At 54.3% G+C, this 16,977-nt stretch carries 12 protein-coding genes; 6 read left to right on the forward strand and 6 right to left on the reverse strand.

From position 1 onward, the window contains the following. Positions 1–352 precede the first annotated feature (352 nt). The 3 genes from B3P58_RS20425 to B3P58_RS20435 all read left to right on the forward strand — a co-directional run bounded on the left by B3P58_RS20425 (position 353) and on the right by B3P58_RS20435 (position 4,141). Entirely contained in the window at positions 353–1,825 is a 1,473-nt protein-coding gene (locus tag B3P58_RS20425) for a RimK family protein (protein ID WP_225692595.1), read from the forward strand. 136 nt (positions 1,826–1,961) lie between these two features. After that, positions 1,962–2,747 carry a substrate-binding periplasmic protein gene (locus B3P58_RS20430; protein ID WP_286720280.1) on the forward strand — a complete coding sequence of 262 codons (786 nt, stop codon included), beginning with the start codon at positions 1,962–1,964 and terminating at the stop codon, positions 2,745–2,747. A 266-nt stretch (positions 2,748–3,013) separates the two neighbouring features. Further along, complete coding sequence (locus B3P58_RS20435; RefSeq protein WP_225692593.1) at positions 3,014–4,141, forward strand: response regulator; 1,128 nt, start codon at positions 3,014–3,016, stop codon at positions 4,139–4,141. On the opposite strand, the gene B3P58_RS20440 is transcribed toward B3P58_RS20435, so the two are convergent. The 5 genes from B3P58_RS20440 to B3P58_RS20460 form a co-directional block, all read right to left on the reverse strand. Further along, positions 4,132–5,172, reverse strand: a complete 1,041-nt coding sequence (locus B3P58_RS20440; protein WP_286720284.1) for a tRNA-queuosine alpha-mannosyltransferase domain-containing protein — start codon at positions 5,170–5,172, stop codon at positions 4,132–4,134. The genes B3P58_RS20435 and B3P58_RS20440 overlap by 10 nt on opposite strands. Further along, positions 5,169–6,497, reverse strand: a complete 1,329-nt coding sequence (locus tag B3P58_RS20445; protein ID WP_286720287.1) for a type II toxin-antitoxin system HipA family toxin — start codon at positions 6,495–6,497, stop codon at positions 5,169–5,171. The genes B3P58_RS20440 and B3P58_RS20445 overlap by 4 nt, the downstream gene beginning before the upstream one ends. Then, on the reverse strand, positions 6,491–6,853 hold the full coding sequence (locus tag B3P58_RS20450) for a helix-turn-helix transcriptional regulator (protein WP_145468361.1): 363 nt from the start codon (positions 6,851–6,853) through the stop codon (positions 6,491–6,493). Before B3P58_RS20450 ends, B3P58_RS20445 begins: the two co-directional genes overlap by 7 nt. 169 nt (positions 6,854–7,022) lie before the next feature. After that, positions 7,023–8,366: a 30S ribosomal protein S12 methylthiotransferase RimO gene (gene rimO, locus B3P58_RS20455; RefSeq protein WP_268866348.1), complete on the reverse strand. Its 1,344-nt coding sequence runs from the start codon at positions 8,364–8,366 to the stop codon at positions 7,023–7,025. Between the two features lie 185 nt (positions 8,367–8,551). Further along, positions 8,552–9,811 carry a dicarboxylate/amino acid:cation symporter gene (locus B3P58_RS20460; protein ID WP_225692589.1) on the reverse strand — a complete coding sequence of 420 codons (1,260 nt, stop codon included), beginning with the start codon at positions 9,809–9,811 and terminating at the stop codon, positions 8,552–8,554. Positions 9,812–10,101: 290 nt separating this feature from the next. Between B3P58_RS20460 and B3P58_RS20465 the strand changes: the two genes are divergently transcribed. The 3 genes from B3P58_RS20465 to B3P58_RS20475 all read left to right on the forward strand — a co-directional run bounded on the left by B3P58_RS20465 (position 10,102) and on the right by B3P58_RS20475 (position 15,728). After that, positions 10,102–10,806 carry a pseudouridine synthase gene (locus tag B3P58_RS20465; RefSeq protein ID WP_145468357.1) on the forward strand — a complete coding sequence of 235 codons (705 nt, stop codon included), beginning with the start codon at positions 10,102–10,104 and terminating at the stop codon, positions 10,804–10,806. A gap of 199 nt (positions 10,807–11,005) precedes the next feature. Continuing rightward, on the forward strand, positions 11,006–13,276 hold the full coding sequence (locus B3P58_RS20470; protein WP_286720294.1) for a DUF6351 family protein: 2,271 nt from the start codon (positions 11,006–11,008) through the stop codon (positions 13,274–13,276). A gap of 175 nt (positions 13,277–13,451) precedes the next feature. Beyond that, positions 13,452–15,728 (forward strand): DUF6351 family protein, encoded by a 2,277-nt coding sequence (locus B3P58_RS20475; protein ID WP_286720297.1) that lies wholly within the window; start codon positions 13,452–13,454, stop codon positions 15,726–15,728. 106 nt (positions 15,729–15,834) lie between these two features. On the opposite strand, the gene B3P58_RS20480 is transcribed toward B3P58_RS20475, so the two are convergent. Beyond that, positions 15,835–16,977, reverse strand: a 1,143-nt coding sequence (locus B3P58_RS20480; RefSeq protein ID WP_286720300.1) for a TrpB-like pyridoxal phosphate-dependent enzyme, incomplete at its 5' end; no start/stop codon positions are given.

The raw sequence follows: 16,977 nt of genomic DNA on the forward strand, positions 1-16,977 counted from the left end.
AGTCGGGGATGCATAAAAATCCGTAATTTTCAGAACCAGAAAAGATCAGCCGGACGCATAGCGCACGGTCTGATAATGCCGCTGAGCATAGTCTTCACCTCCGCCGAAAAAAAGTAGCGCCAGCGCTATTTTTTTACTGGCGAAAGTCGCGCCCCCTGCATACTATGATTTTTCAGCCAGCACTGTTCTGGTGCCGCTGCCTGCTGACGCTGACAACCGTCAGGCGATGGACTGCCCTTTTTCTTACGCCGTAATCCGGCACGAACCAGAGCGTTGATCCGGAGTCTGACCAGACGCCCTTTCGGGCTCAGCAACCACCTTATTTTATCGGTCTCATTCTGCGGAATATGTTATGAAACCTTTGCTCGTGCTTGTCGATCAGCTGACGGACTGGAGTCCGTTTTATCCGACCAATCAGGTGATTGCGATTGAGCAATACCTGCGCGACTTTGCCGAGACCCGCGGCTACGTCATCAACCTTTGCCGCGACTACAGCTACCTGAGCACAGGCTACTATGGCTCTCTGCTGGCCGAGGCCCGCGGCGGTCAGGTATTTCCATCGGTGCGCGCCATCCGCGAGCTGAACAGCTTTGAATCCGGCCAGCCGTTGCCACTGCGCTACGGACGTCAGCTCGACAGCCTCTACAAAAAACGCGATGCCGACAGCCAGCAGCTGCCGTTACGCATTTACTTCGGCCAGAGCGAACAGCCGGAGCTGGCAGCCGTTGCCCGCCGTATTTTTGATACCTTTGGTTTTCCGGTACTGGATATCACCCTGACCCGTCATCAGCCCGGTGTATGGACCATCAGCCGCGTGCACTGCTGTTCACTTGATGATCTGGACGATGCCGGTCAGACCCGCTTTGCCGAAGCACTGGATGCCTTCAGCCATAAAATCTGGCGTAACCGCCGTTCGGGTAAACGCTTTAAATACGACCTTGCCATTCTGCACAACCCGGAAGAAGCCTTGCCGCCATCCAATAAAGGCGCCTTAAAAGCCTTTGAGAAAGCCGGCAAAGACCTCGGCCTGAATGTCGATTTTATTACCTGGAAAGATGCGTCCCGCATTGGCGAATACGACGCGCTGTTTATCCGCGAAACCACCCGGGTGGATCATCACACCTACCAGATAGCCCAGAATGCAGAAAATCAGGGCCTGCTGGTGATCGACAGTCCCACCGACATTATGCGCTGCTCGAATAAAGTGTATCTGCACGAACGTCTGCAGCGCTTTGAAGTCGACACGCCGAAAACCCGTCTGATTATGGGTAACCAGCCCTATGATCTCGACGGTCTGATTGCCGAGCTGGGCTTGCCGGTGATTGTTAAGGTGCCGGACGGTTCGTTTTCTATCGGGGTGGAAAAAGCCAAAGACCGCGAACAACTGATTGAATGCATCGAGCGTCTGAGTCAGCGCTCAGCGATTTTACTGCTGCAGGAATTTATGCCCACCGATTACGACTGGCGCATCGGCATTATGGATAACCAGGTGATTTACGCCTGCCGCTATTTTATGGCCAAAAGCCATTGGCAGATTTACAACCACAGCGCGCGCTCGCATAAATCCGGCAATGCCGATGCAATGTCGGTCGATAAAGTTCCGAGAAAAGTCATCAAGACCGCACTGAAAGCAGCCAAGTGCATGGGTAATGGCTTTTATGGTGTGGACCTGAAAGAAAGCGGCGACCGCGCCGTTATTATTGAGGTTAATGATAACCCCAGCATCGACATGGGTGTCGAAGATCTGCACAGCGGCAGCCTGCTGTATCAACAGATCATGGGCATTATGCTGCGCAAACTGGACGAGCTGAACGGCCGCAAATAATAAAAAAATCAGTAGAAATCAGGACGCAGAAGTACTTCGGTTCTCTGCGTTTTATTTTGTAATTCCGGACACTCTGAACAAGAAGACCGCGCCACAGGTGTTACCATTAAGGGATCATTCATGCCAAGGCCTTCTTATGCCCAAGTACCTTATCCTTTTACTGCTGTCTTTCAGCAGCCTGTTTGCAGCCGCGGAATCCGCCGAAAAAAATTCAGTTTTCAATCGTGAAAATATCAAGTCGATCAGTGTGGTTGCCCCCGAATGGGAAGGCTTTACCAACGCTGATGGTACCGGGCTCTATTGGGAATTACTGAAGGCGATCTACGAGCCGGCGCAGGTTAAGGTGAAAACAGCCAACGTCCCCTGGAACCGGGCGATGAAGATGGTTACCAAATACCGTGTTTACAACGCCATTGCCGGTGAATACAAAGAAACCGAAGAAGACCTGCTTTTCCCGGACTACGCTATCGATGTGGAATACATGTCTGTATTAACCCTGGCTAAACGCAATCTGCCCTGGAATGGCACGGCCAGCCTGAGTAATAAAAATGTCGGCTGGATAAAAGACTACGATGTTATTGAAGCAGACCAACGTGACTTTGAATTGCTGGAATACCGCACCACGGCACTGGGACTGGAACTGCTCGAAGCCGGAAAAATTGATTACCTGATTGATGAGTGGGACGAAATTGCCGCGACCGTAGCCGCCAACAATCTGGATATGACGCACTACGTTATGAACGAAATGCCCGAAGGCACCGACATCTACATCGGCTTTGCCAACACGCCACTGTCGCAGGTTCTGATTGATATTTACAACGAGCGTATGCCTGTCCTCGGGCGGGAAAATAAGCTGCTCCCGATCTATAAAAAGTGGGACGGCGAGCTTCCGGCATCGGTCAAAGAGGCCTTAAGCAAATAGCACCTCCTGTCCGGGTCTGTTAAACCCGCATTAACAGACCCGCAAATGCGCACAATCCGGAAAACCGCAGTCGTCCGCCCCCCGCTGCCTTCTATCCCGCCATAACCTGCTGTAAAACCACGCAAATCCGCAGATGCCAGCCCCAACATTGCCCCCTCGTCTTCCGCGTCTAGACTGAGAGATAACGTCCACCCGTTAACTGCGGGCCAGAAAATAAGGCCTCCGGCCAGGGATCAGCCATACAGCCGTAGTAATGGAGAAAACGCATGACACCCCAACCACTGATTTATATCGTCGATGACGCTGCCGATAACCGCCTGCTGCTGCGCAGCCTGCTGGAAGACAAATACCGAATAAGCGAAGCTGAATCAGGGGAACAATGCCTGAGCATGCTGGAGCAGGAAGAGCCGGACCTGATCCTGCTGGATATCAACATGCCGGGAATCAGTGGCTACCATACCTGCCTGACAATCCGTAAAACGGCGCGCAGCGCGACCATTCCGGTGATATTTGTTTCTGCCAGAGACAGTGCCGAAGAGCGCCTTGCCGGTTTTGAAGCCGGCGCCGATGATTACCTGACCAAGCCCATTGACGGCACCCTGCTGCTGGAAAAGATTGAGTTTCATCTGCAGCGTTGCCTGTCACGCAAGCAGGCCATTGCGCAATCGCACGAAGCCATGAATGTGGCGATGGAAGCCATGACCAGCTCCAGTGAGCTGGGCCAGATTATCCATTTTGTAAAAGAAGTTCAGGCCATTCAGAAAGGCAGCGCCCTCGCCGTTGCCATTATGACCGTCGCAGCCCAGTTCGGCCTCAACTGCTGCGTGCTGATTGACGAAGCGGAACCGGTTCTGCTGGGTTGCACCGCAGGTTCGATGGAGGCAAAAGTTCTGATGAAATTCCGCAATGTCGACCAGCGGATTACCCATCTGGGTGTCCGCACCGTTATTCACAGCGGCATGGTGATTATCCTGATCAAGAATATGCCCCTGGACGATGAAGCCCGCTATGGCCGCCTCAAAGACCATCTGGCGGTGCTCGCCGATATTGCCAATGGCCGCGCGCAGTCCATTGCTGCGGAGTCCAATCTCAGCCAGCAGCGTACACAATTCTTGCGTGACCTGATTGCCCTGGCTGAAGACAACATCCGCCTGACCAGTAATGAGATTAATGCCTATACCGAAAGCGTCACCAACACCGTCAGCGACATGGTGATTCGCCTCGAAGGCATGTTATTCAGCCTTGGTCTTGAAGAGGATCAGGAGAAAAAACTCATGAAACTGGCGAATCAGACGACCGCCAGGCTGGATGATATGGCGGGAAAAGCCAAAGATATGGATGGTAACCTGAGCAAAATTCTTGAGGCCCTGTACGACCTGCTGGCTCAGCAATGATTCAGCCATTGCCGCCAGGCATCGGCAGAACTGGTCACTGCTGCCTGTGGTAAACAACCGTCTTTGCCAGAGAATACCGCACGGATAACAGCAACCGCCGCATCAGTATCCGCGGGGGGGTAACGCAGTGCTTCAGGATATTGTTCGCGATAACACAAATCATCAGGCACCACAGGTACGGCTCCGGCACTGACCGCTTCATGCACCGACAACCCCTGAAACTCATGGATAGCCGTACTGACAACCACTTCAGCAGCCCCCAGCCAGTATTCATAATCAGCACGGCTGACCATAGCATCGACCAGAATCTGTGCAGAAAACTCATTGCGGATATGGGTTAATGCCGCCGGTATTTTTTGCGCCCGTGCACCCAGCAGCGCCAGTTTAAAATCAACGCCCTGAGCTTTCAGTAACTGCAGTAACTGTAAAAACGACTCAGGCTTTTTGTCGTATTCCCAGCGGTGATTCCAGACAATAAGACCGGGGATTTTTTTACCGGCAGCCACGGAATTAACCGGCACCGGCAGCACGGTTGATTTTTTCCCGAGACGATCAGATAACGAGGACGGTTTACAATCCGGCAGTTTTTTTAACAGTGCATCCACACCGGTTAAAAACGTCTGGCGATTAAAATCCGAATTAAATAAGCATTCATCGGCCGCCAGCGCGCCATACAGCTGTACCATCATCGGATCAACCGAGTTGTGCTGACCTTCCCCCTGCGGATACGCGAACTGGTTTTCGTGAAAATAATAACTGACCGGCACCGCCGCCAATTGCGGAAACAAGCCCTTAATAGTGGCGATATCCACCATAGAGGTGGCCAGAATACGCTCAGGTTGCCAATCGTGCAGAAGTTCAGGCAATTCATCCAGCCAGCTCAGCGGATTACCACGGATGCGCCAACGGAAATAACGCCCGGGTAATTCCAGCACACGCCAGTCAGCTACTAAATTCCGTGTCAGCCATTTCGCCCAGCTGGCATGGCTGTCAGAGCGATAGGCAGACAGCAGGAGAATTTTTTTACTCATAAAGTCAGCCGCAGATTCGCCGTAATTTCATTCACCAGTGACAAAGGCACACCCTGTTCTTTTGCCAGCTGCGGCCAGCGGGAAACCTGCTCAATGACCTCATCAATAACCGTATTAAGTTTTTTACGACTGAACAAGGGACTGAGCTTTTCCAGTGAATAGATATCCTCACGAGTAAAGGCATCACGCTTGCCATTTAAACTCATCCAGTGACTGTTCACCCAGGGGCTACCGGGTTTATAGCTGTATGCAAGGTCATAAGCCGGCGCCAGCGACCATTTCCGGTTAAGGTATAAAAACGCGGTATTTTTGGCATGATCATCATGATTGCGGGCAACGATATTAAATATCATACGGCGCAGAATCTGTTCCGCTTCAGGCGCACTCAGTTTTAACCGGCGCGCTACGGCAAACAATTCGGCGTAGGAAAAACTGCCCGGTTTTTTGTAATCCACATGCGCCAGACCATTAAGCGTCTGCATATGTATTTTGTCGTTACCGGCGCGGTCAAATCGCTGGGTCAGAAAATGGCGGCGATCACCTTCTGCCAATAAATAACAGGGCATCATCTGAATACCACAGGCCTGGGCCATCTGCGCATAAACGTATTCCATGGCACCATAACCCATAGGATCACCAAAGGTTTCCGTATTCTGATTGTGCTCACTGACACCATCAAACTTCATCAGATAATGACTGAACCCTGCCGGTACATCGGTCTGCCCGGAGCGCGCCTGAGTAAAATTCTCGTTAAAGGCCAATACCGCTTTAGGCCGTGCGCCACCAGCACTCATACCCACCGACAACAGCGCCAGCATGGCTTCTTTATCATCAGCACCGTGCTGATCAAGTGTCACCTGAAAATCACTGCGCTTATCGAGAATATCCTGCGCAATTTCCACCAGCGCATTAATTTCCACCTGCTGCGAGGCATTCAGACTTTTCAGCCGTGTTGCCGGTGCAAATTCCAGAGCACCCATGCCGCGCTTACCTGTGTACTGCAGACGCTGCAATGGCGTGATGTCCTGCGGGCGCTTACCGCGACTGGCAACCCAGGCATTTAATACCGCATTACCAAAATCGTCCGGCAGTGAGTCGGCAATTAAACCGGGTAAGCCCTTAAAGGTGGCGAAGCCGAGTTGCGGAAACCGATAGACACCCGCCGCCAGAGGCATTGTCAGAGGTGCCAGCTCGATGCCGCTGCGGATAAATTCCGGACTGTATTCAAATGCCCCCTGCCCGGTAGTGGTATCAAAGCTGACCGCTCCTACAGAATGGGTGACAGCACCTTCGGCATATTGCACCCGGATCGCCTCCATCACCATGAGCCGTCCTCCTCTGCCGGCCCCGTATCAGCAGCCTGTTGCCCCAGCCCCAAACCTGAAGCCCGCTGGCGACGCTTACCCTGCAGCTTTGCCAGCTGCAGAGGCGATAAGGTCTGCGGCGGCAGAAACTGATCCAGCTGCGACACCTGATTCAGCGCCTGCAGGAGAGCAACAAAGACTTCCAGCGATGCCTTGCCCTTTTCGGCATTGATCACGACTTTACGGCTGACACCCGCCTGCTCAGCAACCTGAGCCTGAGTCAGATCCTGATTCAGGCGTGCCAGTTTCAGCCGCTCACCCAGCAGTTCACTGAGGGCGGCAGGAGACAGATCGGAATAAGACGATACAGACGACATAAAGCTACCCAAAAGGGACTTAAAGACCAGTAATGAACACTAAGATCCCATCAGGGAACATTAAAGTCAATACATTATAAAGACCCAAAAACAGGACTTTAATAGTTAAAAGACAAAATAAAGTCCCTAAAAAGGGACTTTATAAGATCATCATATTTTCAAATAGGCATCAGGCCACCGGTGATGCCCACAGGTCGTACTCATCGGCATGCTCGACTTCAACTTCAACAAAATCGCCCGGCTGGCAATCGAAGAAATCGTTCAGATACACCATGCCGTCAATGTTCGGCGCATCGGCGGCAGAACGGGCAACCGCGCCCTCTTCATCCACTTCGTCGATAATCACCGTCATGCGGCTGCCGATTTTACGCTGCAGCTTACGCGCACTGATCGCCTGCTGCGCCTGCATAAAGCGGTCAAAACGCTCCTGCTGGATCTCTTCCGGCACATGATCCGGCAGATCGTTGGCTTTCGCACCTTCCACCGGGCTGTATTTAAAGCAGCCAACGCGATCCAGTTCCGCTTCTTCCAGCCAATCGAGCAACATCTGGAAGTCTTCTTCGGTTTCACCGGGGAAACCGACCACAAAGGTGGAACGGATCACCAGATCCGGTACCTGGGCGCGCCATTTATGAATACGCTCCAGCGTGTTCTCGGCATGAGCCGGACGCTTCATCAGTTTCAGAATACGCGGACTGGCGTGCTGGAACGGGATATCCAGATACGGCAGGATTTTGCCTTCAGCCATCAAAGGCATAATGTCATCCACGCTTGGGTACGGGTACACATAATGCAGACGCACCCAGGCACCCAGTTCACCCAGCTCTTTGCACAGGTCGTAGAGCTTGGTTTTAACCGGCTTACCGTCCCAGAAACCGGTACGGTATTTCAGATCGACGCCATAAGCCGAGGTGTCCTGCGAAATCACCAGCAGCTCACGGGTGCCTGCGGCGACCAGACGCTTGGCTTCATCCAGTACATCACCGATCGGACGGCTAACGTGCTTACCGCGCATATCCGGGATGATGCAGAAGGTACAGCTGTGATTACAGCCTTCGGAAATTTTCAGGTAAGAGTAATGGCGAGGTGTCAGCTTCACACCCTGTGGCGGCACCAGATCGATATACGGATTATGTTCCTGCGCCACCGGCGGCACCCACTCGTGCACGGCGGTCATCACTTCTTCATAGGCTTGCGGGCCGGTAACGGCCAGAATGCCGGGGTTCAGCTCTCTGATGGTCTCGGCATCTTTGCCTTTGCCCATACAGCCGGTCACGATCACCTTACCGTTTTCGGTCATGGCCTCGCGAATGGCATCCAGTGACTCCTGCTTGGCGGCATCGATAAAACCACAGGTATTCACCACCACCACGTCGGCGTTGTCGTAGCTGTTCACCACGTCATAGCCGTCCATTTTCAGCTGGGTCAGGATCTTTTCAGAATCCACCAGCGCTTTGGGACAGCCAAGAGATACAAACCCAACCTTGCCGGAAGACAATTTGCCATCGGACATAACACAAACCTCACGGAATAAGGCCGCTGCTCTCGTTTATTACTTCGCTGTTTTATTGCGGCGCGGGCAGCGTACCGGAAACAAAATTGGCGCGGATTGTACAGAAGTCGGCAGACAGAGTCATTGCAGAGACTGCGCTCAAACCTGCCTATTTCACTGCCTGTACCGCCCTGAACCACCGGAGTTCAGCCCAAGCGCTCATTTACCACCACCGAAGCGACCAGGTCGCCTTCGACATTCACGGCTGTACGCACAGTGTCGAGGATACGGTCAATCGGCAGCAGAATGGCGATGGCTTCGGCCGGCAATCCCACCGATTGCAATACCATCACCATGGTCACCATGCCGGCACTGGGGATTCCCGGTGCGCCCATCGAGGCCACCATCGCGGTCAGCATAACGATAATCTGCTGGCCGACGGATAAATCCACCCCCGCCAAATAGGCAATAAACAGCGCCGCCGAGGCTTCATACAGTGCTGTACCGTCCATGTTCATGGTCGCCCCCACCGGCAGTACAAAACCGGCAACATCATTACGTACGTGCAGCTGCTCTTCGGCACACTTAAGGCTGACCGGCAGCGTCGCGGCACTGGAACTGGTGGCAAATGCTGTAACCAGCGCCTGGCGGGTTCCGCGCCACAGCCACAGCGGCGATTTGCGCGTAAACACATACAGCAGGCCAGGCAGCACCACGACGCCATGAATCAGTGTGATGGCAAAAATCAGCAGGATAAACTCCCCCATGGTACGCAACAGCGCCATATCCTGAGTGGCCATCAGTTTGGTCAGCAAAGCAAACACACCCAGCGGGGCGAGGTACATAACCCACTGAATAATGAGCATCAGCAGCTCCAGTAACTCCTGCAGCACACCCAGCACCTGCTGTTTGCGTTCACCCGCTTTAACCATCGCCGCACCGAGAAACAGAGCAAACACCACCACGGGTAAAATTTTGCCATTGGCCATCGCCTGCAGCGGATTCAAAAACAAACTGTGCAGAAACTGGGCAAGAAATTCGGGGCCACTGAGCTGAGTGACTTTGACGCTGGCCATACTCTCAGCAAACATATCCAGCTGCAGTCCATCCCCCGGTCTGACCCAGCCGGTGGCGATCAGTGCCAGAATCATTGCCAGCAGCATCGACAGCACAAAGAAACCAAAGGTATAGCGCCATACCCGGCTGGCCTGACGATGAGCCTGTAAATGCGCCACACCGGTTACGATGGAAGTAAAGATCAGCGGAATCAGCACCATTTTCAGCAGATCGATAAACACGCCACCGGCCAGACCGGCAACGTACAGAATCTGTTCGCGGGTCTGTGGCGCAGCATTCTGGCCATTCAGCCAGTAACCGAGCAACAACCCGGCCATGGCGGCGATCAGGATCTGAGTATTGATGCCCGGCCAATAGCTGCGTTTTTTCCACTTATCTTGCTCTGTCACACCCTGCCCCCTTTGCTGTTCGCGGCTTTCTGTTCTGCGCGTATCGTTTTTAATTATTGTTTAATTTTCGTGCGGTTCTTTTTTGAATCTATCCAACGGCCTGCCGGCTGGCGCTATTAAAGCATGCTTATCTCTGTTGCAAAGCGCTGCCGGCGAACTCACGGCCGGAATACTTTGTCTCACTGATGCCGTCCGTTACCTCCGCAGTAAAACCCGGAACAGACCGGCAGGACAGACGCATTCTCTGCGGCGTGATAAAATGCGGCCACATTCTTTTTCTGCAGTTCATCATGCGTCTCGATAAATTCCTTGCCGACACCACCGACCTGACCCGCTCGCTTGCCACCAAAGCCGTTAAATCCGGTCGTGTACTGGTCAATGGCGTTAAACCCAAAAGCGCATCCGCCAAAGTGACTGACAGCGATGAAATTACCCTCGACGGTGAACGCTTAATTCTGCAAACTGGCCACCGCTATATTCTGCTGCACAAGCCAGCCGGCTATGTCTGTGCCAACCGCGGCAGCGCACATCCGCTGGTGTTTGATTTACTCAAAGGCATCACCAACCGGCTGGATATGCACACCGTTGGCCGTCTCGATCTGGATACCACCGGCCTGCTGCTGATCACCGACGATGGTCAGTGGTCGCATCATTTAACCTCACCGCGCCACCACCAGCCGAAAGTGTACCGTGCCTGGCTGGCCGAAGACCTGTGTGCCGACGCCGAGCAACGCTGTGAGCGCGGCATTCTGCTCGACGACGACCCGGTGCCGACCAAACCGGCCCAACTGCAACGCATCAGCGACCGTGAAGTACTGCTGACCATCCATGAAGGCCGTTACCATCAGGTTCGGCGCATGTTTGCCGCCATGGGTAACCATGTCGAGCATCTGCACCGTGAACAGGTGGGTGAGTTTGTCCTTGATCCTGACCTGCCGGTGGGCGAGTTCCGCGACCTGACAGAGGCTGAAATTGCCCTGCTCGCCGGTGGCTGAACAGCAACATTCAGACCTCCTGCCGCCATCTTTTTTGTAACCATCCGAAGCCCGCGCCGGGCGCTGCCTGCAGCCTGATTGACTCTGGCTCTGACGGCCCGGCCAGCACTGAACGATGCTCCGAAACGACAACCAAAACTACAAAATGTAACTCAGCTCCTGCTACCAGCTTCTAGACTGGAAGTATAAGGAGCACGCCATGCCCAAACTGAACCGCGCCAAAATAAACATAATGCTGCTGGTGATTGTTCTGTTGCTGACCGGCAGCGCCGGCATTGCTTATCACTATTACCTGCAACTGCGTCACGAAGCCGGACTGGACTCCGATTTTCCACAAGTCGTTGGCTTACCACCCGGCAGCCGGCTGGCAAATATGCCGCCTTATAACGGTCCGCATCCGGCCCTGAGCGAGCGACCAGCCGAAACCTTTCCGTTTCCGATCGAGTTCGGAGCCACCGGCCCCGATGAGCCATTATTTGCCGGGCCGAATCAGTACCCCTTTTTATGTCAGACCGAAGAATCCCATCTGGGCCAGCCGTTAATCGACAACACCCGTGGCTGGGGCATTCCGGTGTATGCCGAAACACTGGCAGGCCAGCGCTCGCAGTATGTAATCGGCTACAGCAAAGACTGCTCGCTGCCCACACGGGTGCATTACCTGTATTACCGCAACCAGCAGGAAAGCTTCCCAAGGCGCGTCGATGACAACATTGACCCGGTTCCCGATGATCATCAGCTACTGGTCCGTGCCGAAAGCGGCACCATCAACCGTTTTATGTACGTTCTGCTGCTGCCCACCAGCCGCGCCGACCAGCTCACCAAACCCGACCTGTCACGCTGGAACGGCAAGCTGATTTATTACTTCCGCGGCGGCATCAGCATTGGTTTCCAGCAGGGCAAGCTCAGCCTGCAGCGACTGACCCGCGATATGCGCAAAGCACTGGAACAGGGCTATGCCGTGGCCTTTTCTACCGCTAACGAAACCGACAACACCTACAACATCCGCCTGCAGGAAGACACAGCGCTGCGGGTGAAACGCCAGTTTGTCGCACGTTATGGTGAACCGGCTTTTACCATCGGTATCGGTGGCTCCGGCGGTGGACTGCAGCAGAATCTGTTTGCCCAGAATCAGCCCGGTATTATCGACGGCGGTGTTGCCCTGATTGCCTACCCGGATATGGTCACCCAGATTCACTACACCCTCGACTGCGAATTGCTCGAATATTATTTCGATCATCTGGCCAGCGACCGGGATTTCTGGCGCAACCCGGCACATCGCCAGGCCATACTGGGGTTAAGCGTCAGTGACGGGCGCCAGCCGCGCCTCAGCTGGCTCACCGATATTGCCCAGTTACTGCGGCTGGAATGGCCAGACCCAACGCCACCGGCGTCGGAATGCAACAGTGGCTGGCGCGGTTCGGTGCCTTTGGTGAACAACCCGCATTTTCACAGCGATTACCACCGTTTTGCCCGTGCGGTGCGGGAACGAACCTACTGGACCCACTGGCAGGACAACCGTGATATTTACGGCACCGATAAAGACGGCCGTGCACCTTCGCCCTGGAGTAACAACGGCGTGCAATATGGTCTGCAGGCGCTGAAAAACGACACCATCAGCATGGCGCAATTTCTGGAACTGAACCGCCGCGTCGGCTCGTGGCAGCCAGCAGAAGACATGACAGAAGAGCGTTACTGGCACGTCAGCGGTGATTCGCGGCTGTATCGCTTCACCCCTTACGGTGAGCACAATATGACCCATCACGGTGTTAACAGCGCCTCCCCAGAACAGCCTGCACCACGCTTTAACGGCAGTACCGCCGCCGCAACAGCGGCTTATCAGTCGGGTAATGTGTTTATGGGTAAGCTGAACATTCCGGTAATGGATGTGCGCATGTACCTCGACCATGAACTGAATATCCACCATACCTGGGCGGCCTTATCGACCCGTCAGCGGTTACTGAATGCCGGCACGGATATCCGCCTGCAGCCGATCTGGATTTCGCACAAACCCTATAACCCGATGTGGGATGCCATTGCCGTGATGGATCAGTGGCTGACCCGCGCGGCCCTCAACAACGGTGACCTGATCAGCGCAAGGCCACCGGCAGCCACCGACCGCTGCCTGAGCAGTGAAGGCGATGTAGTCTACGAAGGAGAACAGGTCTGGGATGGTCGCTGGAACCAGCAGCCTGACGGCAACTGCACCCGGCTGATGCCTTTCAACCAGAGCAGCCGGCAGATTGCCGGGGAATCCATTGCCGGCAATACCTTTAAGTGTGCGTTGATTCCGGTTGAGCAGGCGATCGTTGAAGGCTTTTACGGCGATATCGATGCCTCCCCGTACCGCCAGCAACTGCAGACCATTTTCCCCAACGGCGTTTGTGATTACCGTCAGCCGGACCAGGCACTGCCTGCAGAGCTGGCACGGGAGCTGAAAACAGCGCCAGGCCAGCCAATAGCGGATCAATAAAAAAGGTGTACCGGCTGAAAAATTTGCATTCGCGTGACAGCCCCTTATTCTCCATTCAGTACTTTCTTCCGAAGCGCACTGGCGAAAGCTGCTCTCTGCGAGCAGCTCTCGGCAAGCAGCTATCCGCAAGCAACCCAGGCGCGCTGTCAGGATAACGTTTTATAAGGATATAACGATGCGCACGCCGCTTATTGCCCGCCCGATTCAAACTGTTTCCCTGACGCCAAAACGGCGCCAGCAACAGGCTTTCGCTCTGCCACGCTTTCTGAAAATCCTGCTGATTCTGGGGGTTCTTATCACACTGCTGGTAACCGCCGGCTGGTACTGGGCGGTCGGTTATGTCAGCGACAAGCTGGATCTTAATCCGGCCGAACCACCAGTGCTGAGCACACCTCCGGGAACCAAAGTGGCCAACTGGCCGGCCTATCACGGTACTCATCCGAAAGATCTGATCCGCCCGGCTGAAAGCTTTCCTTTTCCCATCGACTGGGGGCAAACCGGTCCGGCCGAAGCCTTGTTTGCCGGCCCTAAACAATACCCTTTTATGTGCCAGACACTGGATTCTGAGCTGGGCCAGCCACTGGTTGATAATCAGCTCGGTTATGGCACCGCCGTCAGCGATGACAGCGGCAATGTTGTGGGTTACAGCCAGGACTGCGGACTGCCGACCAGACTGCACTATCTTGGTTACCGTGACGGCCAGTTTTTCCGCAGCGACGAACAACTGCCCCCGGCCGCCGATAACGAAGAGCTATTAATCAGGGCCGAAAGCGGCACCATCAACCGCTTTATTTATGTGCTGCTGATGCCCACCAGCCATAACGACCAGCGCGACCAGCCGGACTTATCACGCTGGAACGGCAAGGCCATTTATCATTTCAAAGGCGCTATTGGCATTGGTTTTCAGCAGGGTCAGGCGCGCTTTAAACGCCTGTTAAAAGATATGCGCCCGGCACTGGAGCAAGGCTATGCGGTGCTCTATTCCACCGGCACAGAAACCGACAACCACTACAATATCTGGCTGCAGGAAGACACCGCCGCGCGGGTTAAACAGCAATTTATTGCCCGCTTTGGCGAGCCTCAATACACCATTGGCATGGGCGACTCCGGTGGTGGCCTGCAGCAATATTTAATCAGCCAGAATCACCCGCAGGTGGATAACGAACAGGGCAAACAGCAACGCATTATCGACGGCGGCGTGGCGATTATTCCCTACCCGGATATGGTGACGCAGATTACCTACGGCCTCGATTGCGAGCTGCTGGAATATTATTTTGACCATTTATCCGCCGACCGTACTTTCTGGCAAAAAGCCGAACGCCGCAGCTGGATTGAAGGTCTGGCCTACAACACCGGGTTCAAACCGCGGCTGGATATTCTTGCCGATATTGCAAGCGTGTTACGGCTGGAAAAACCACCGGTTCATCAGGGTGCTACCGAATGCAGCTACAGTTGGCGCGGTTCTGCCCAGCTAGTGAACAACCCGAGGTTTAACAGCCATTACCCGCGTTACAGTGAACAGGTAAACCGTGAAAATTTCTGGACCCACTGGCAGGATAACCGCGATTTTTATGGCACAGACCGCTCTGGCCGCGCCGAAGTACCGGCCAGCAATGTCGGTGTGCAATACGGTTTAAATGCCTGGAAAAAAGGCGATATCAGCGTCGCACAATTTCTTGATCTGAATGCCAAAGTCGGCAGCTGGAAGGCGCAAAAAGATATGCAGCCGGAACATTACTGGCTGATCAGTGGCGATGATTCCCTGCGCAAATACAGCCCGTATGTTGAAAAGAATATGAGCCATAACGGTCAGGCAGAAAAACCGGCAGCGCGTATTCCCGGCAGCCTGGCCGCCGCCAAAGGTGCGTATCAGTCGGGCAATGTGTTTCTCGGTAAGCTGGATATTCCGCTGATTGATGTGCGCCCGTATAAAGATCCGGTTCTGGATATCCATCACAGCTGGGCAGCCCTTTCCAGCCGTGCAAGAATTCTGGATTTTAATCAGGGCCAAAACCCCAACCAGAGTATCTGGATCAGCGGTGCACAATACGATGCACGCTGGGATGCCTTTGAAGCCATGGTGCGCTGGCTGGATAGCCGTGCTGCAGGAGACGTGCAGGAAAATGAGATGCCTGAGTTTGCCAGCGACCGCTGTCTGGATAATAACGGCAACCTCATAGCCAGCGGAGACGGCGTCTGGAACGGAATCTGGAACGGCAAAAACGAAGGTGTCTGTACACAGCAGTATCCGTTCTTTCAGAGCAGCCGTCAGGTCGCCGGTGATAACAGCACAGCCAGCGTGTTGTTCTGCCACCGGGTCAGCGTGGAGGAAGCCATCGAATCCGGAATTTATGCGCCGCTGGATGCCCGCCCCTACAGGGCGCAACTGGAAGCCATATTCCCTGAAGGTGTGTGTGATTACCGCAAAGGCGACATGGCCAAAAACTGGTAAAAAGAAATTCAGGGTACTGAGAAGAAAAAACGCCGCGCCTGATAGTCAGACGCGGCGTTTTTTATGTGCCGTTTTTATCTGCCGTTTTTAAACCCGATCAGAAAAATTAAGCTTTAACCTTCGGCAAACGCGCCAGCGCAGCATCGATTTCTGACTGCGGGTATTCGTAGTCTTCCAGCTGCTGCGTGAAGTACTTGTCGTAAGACACCATATCGAAGTGGCCATGACCTGACAGGTTAAAGAACAGGGTTTTGGCTTCACCGGATTCTTTGCAGCGCAGGGCTTCATCGATACAGGCACGGATGGCATGGTTGGATTCCGGTGCCGGAATAATGCCTTCAGCGCGGGCAAACTGCACACCGGCTTCGAAGGTCGCGATCTGCGGAACAGATACGGCTTCAATCAGCTTCTCATGATACATCTGGGATACCAGCGCCGAGGCTCCGTGGTAACGCAGACCACCGGCATGGATGCCCGGCGGCATAAAGTCATGGCCCAGGGTGTACTGCAATGTCATTGGGGTATGACCGGCGGTATCGCCGAAATCGTAGGCGTAATGCCCCTTGGTCAGACTTGGACAAGAGCTTGGCTCAACCGCCACCAGACGCACTTTCTTACCACCAGCCGCTTCGTCGGCGTAGAACGGGAAGGCCACACCACCGAAGTTAGAACCACCGCCACAAGGCGCGAAGATCATATCCGGGTAATCGCCAACCATTTCAAACTGCTTCTTCGCTTCCAGACCAATCACTGTCTGGTGCAGCAACACGTGGTTCAGTACCGAACCCAGTGAGTATTTAGTGTCGTCGCGGCTTGCCGCTTCTTCTACCGCTTCGGAAATCGCGATACCCAGTGAGCCCTGGTTATCCGGATCGGCGGCCAGAATACGACGACCGGTTTCGGTCAGGTTGGTCGGGCTGGCCAGCACTTCACCACCCCAGGTCTGCATCATCGAACGGCGGAACGGCTTCTGGTTGTAGCTCACCTTCACCATATAAATGCGCACATCAATGCCGAACATCTGGCCAGCCAGTGACAGCGACGAGCCCCACTGACCCGCACCGGTTTCGGTGGTCAGACGGTTAATACCGGCAACCTTGTTGTAGTACGCCTGCGGAATCGCGGAGTTCAGCTTGTGCGAACCGGCGGCACTCACACCTTCGTACTTGTAGTAGATCTTGCACGGTGTTCCCAGCGCTTCTTCCAGACGATGGGCGCGGAACATCGGCGTCGGACGCCACTGCTGGTA

The organism is Thalassolituus sp. UBA2009, from assembly GCF_002335285.1.
Lineage (GTDB): Bacteria > Pseudomonadota > Gammaproteobacteria > Pseudomonadales > Oceanobacteraceae > Venatoribacter > Venatoribacter alkanivorans.

What these genes read in the sequence shown, in the direction of transcription:
- B3P58_RS20425 (WP_225692595.1), top strand. Translation starts at nt 353, where the DNA reads ATGAAACCTTTGCTCGTGCTTGTCGATCAGCTGACGGACTGGAGTCCG.
- B3P58_RS20430 (WP_286720280.1), top strand. Translation starts at nt 1,962, where the DNA reads ATGCCCAAGTACCTTATCCTTTTACTGCTGTCTTTCAGCAGCCTGTTT.
- B3P58_RS20435 (WP_225692593.1), top strand. Translation starts at nt 3,014, where the DNA reads ATGACACCCCAACCACTGATTTATATCGTCGATGACGCTGCCGATAAC.
- B3P58_RS20440 (WP_286720284.1), bottom strand. Translation starts at nt 5,172, where the DNA reads ATGAGTAAAAAAATTCTCCTGCTGTCTGCCTATCGCTCTGACAGCCAT.
- B3P58_RS20445 (WP_286720287.1), bottom strand. Translation starts at nt 6,497, where the DNA reads ATGGTGATGGAGGCGATCCGGGTGCAATATGCCGAAGGTGCTGTCACC.
- B3P58_RS20450 (WP_145468361.1), bottom strand. Translation starts at nt 6,853, where the DNA reads ATGTCGTCTGTATCGTCTTATTCCGATCTGTCTCCTGCCGCCCTCAGT.
- rimO (WP_268866348.1), bottom strand. Translation starts at nt 8,366, where the DNA reads ATGTCCGATGGCAAATTGTCTTCCGGCAAGGTTGGGTTTGTATCTCTT.
- B3P58_RS20465 (WP_145468357.1), top strand. Translation starts at nt 10,102, where the DNA reads ATGCGTCTCGATAAATTCCTTGCCGACACCACCGACCTGACCCGCTCG.
- B3P58_RS20470 (WP_286720294.1), top strand. Translation starts at nt 11,006, where the DNA reads ATGCCCAAACTGAACCGCGCCAAAATAAACATAATGCTGCTGGTGATT.
- B3P58_RS20475 (WP_286720297.1), top strand. Translation starts at nt 13,452, where the DNA reads ATGCGCACGCCGCTTATTGCCCGCCCGATTCAAACTGTTTCCCTGACG.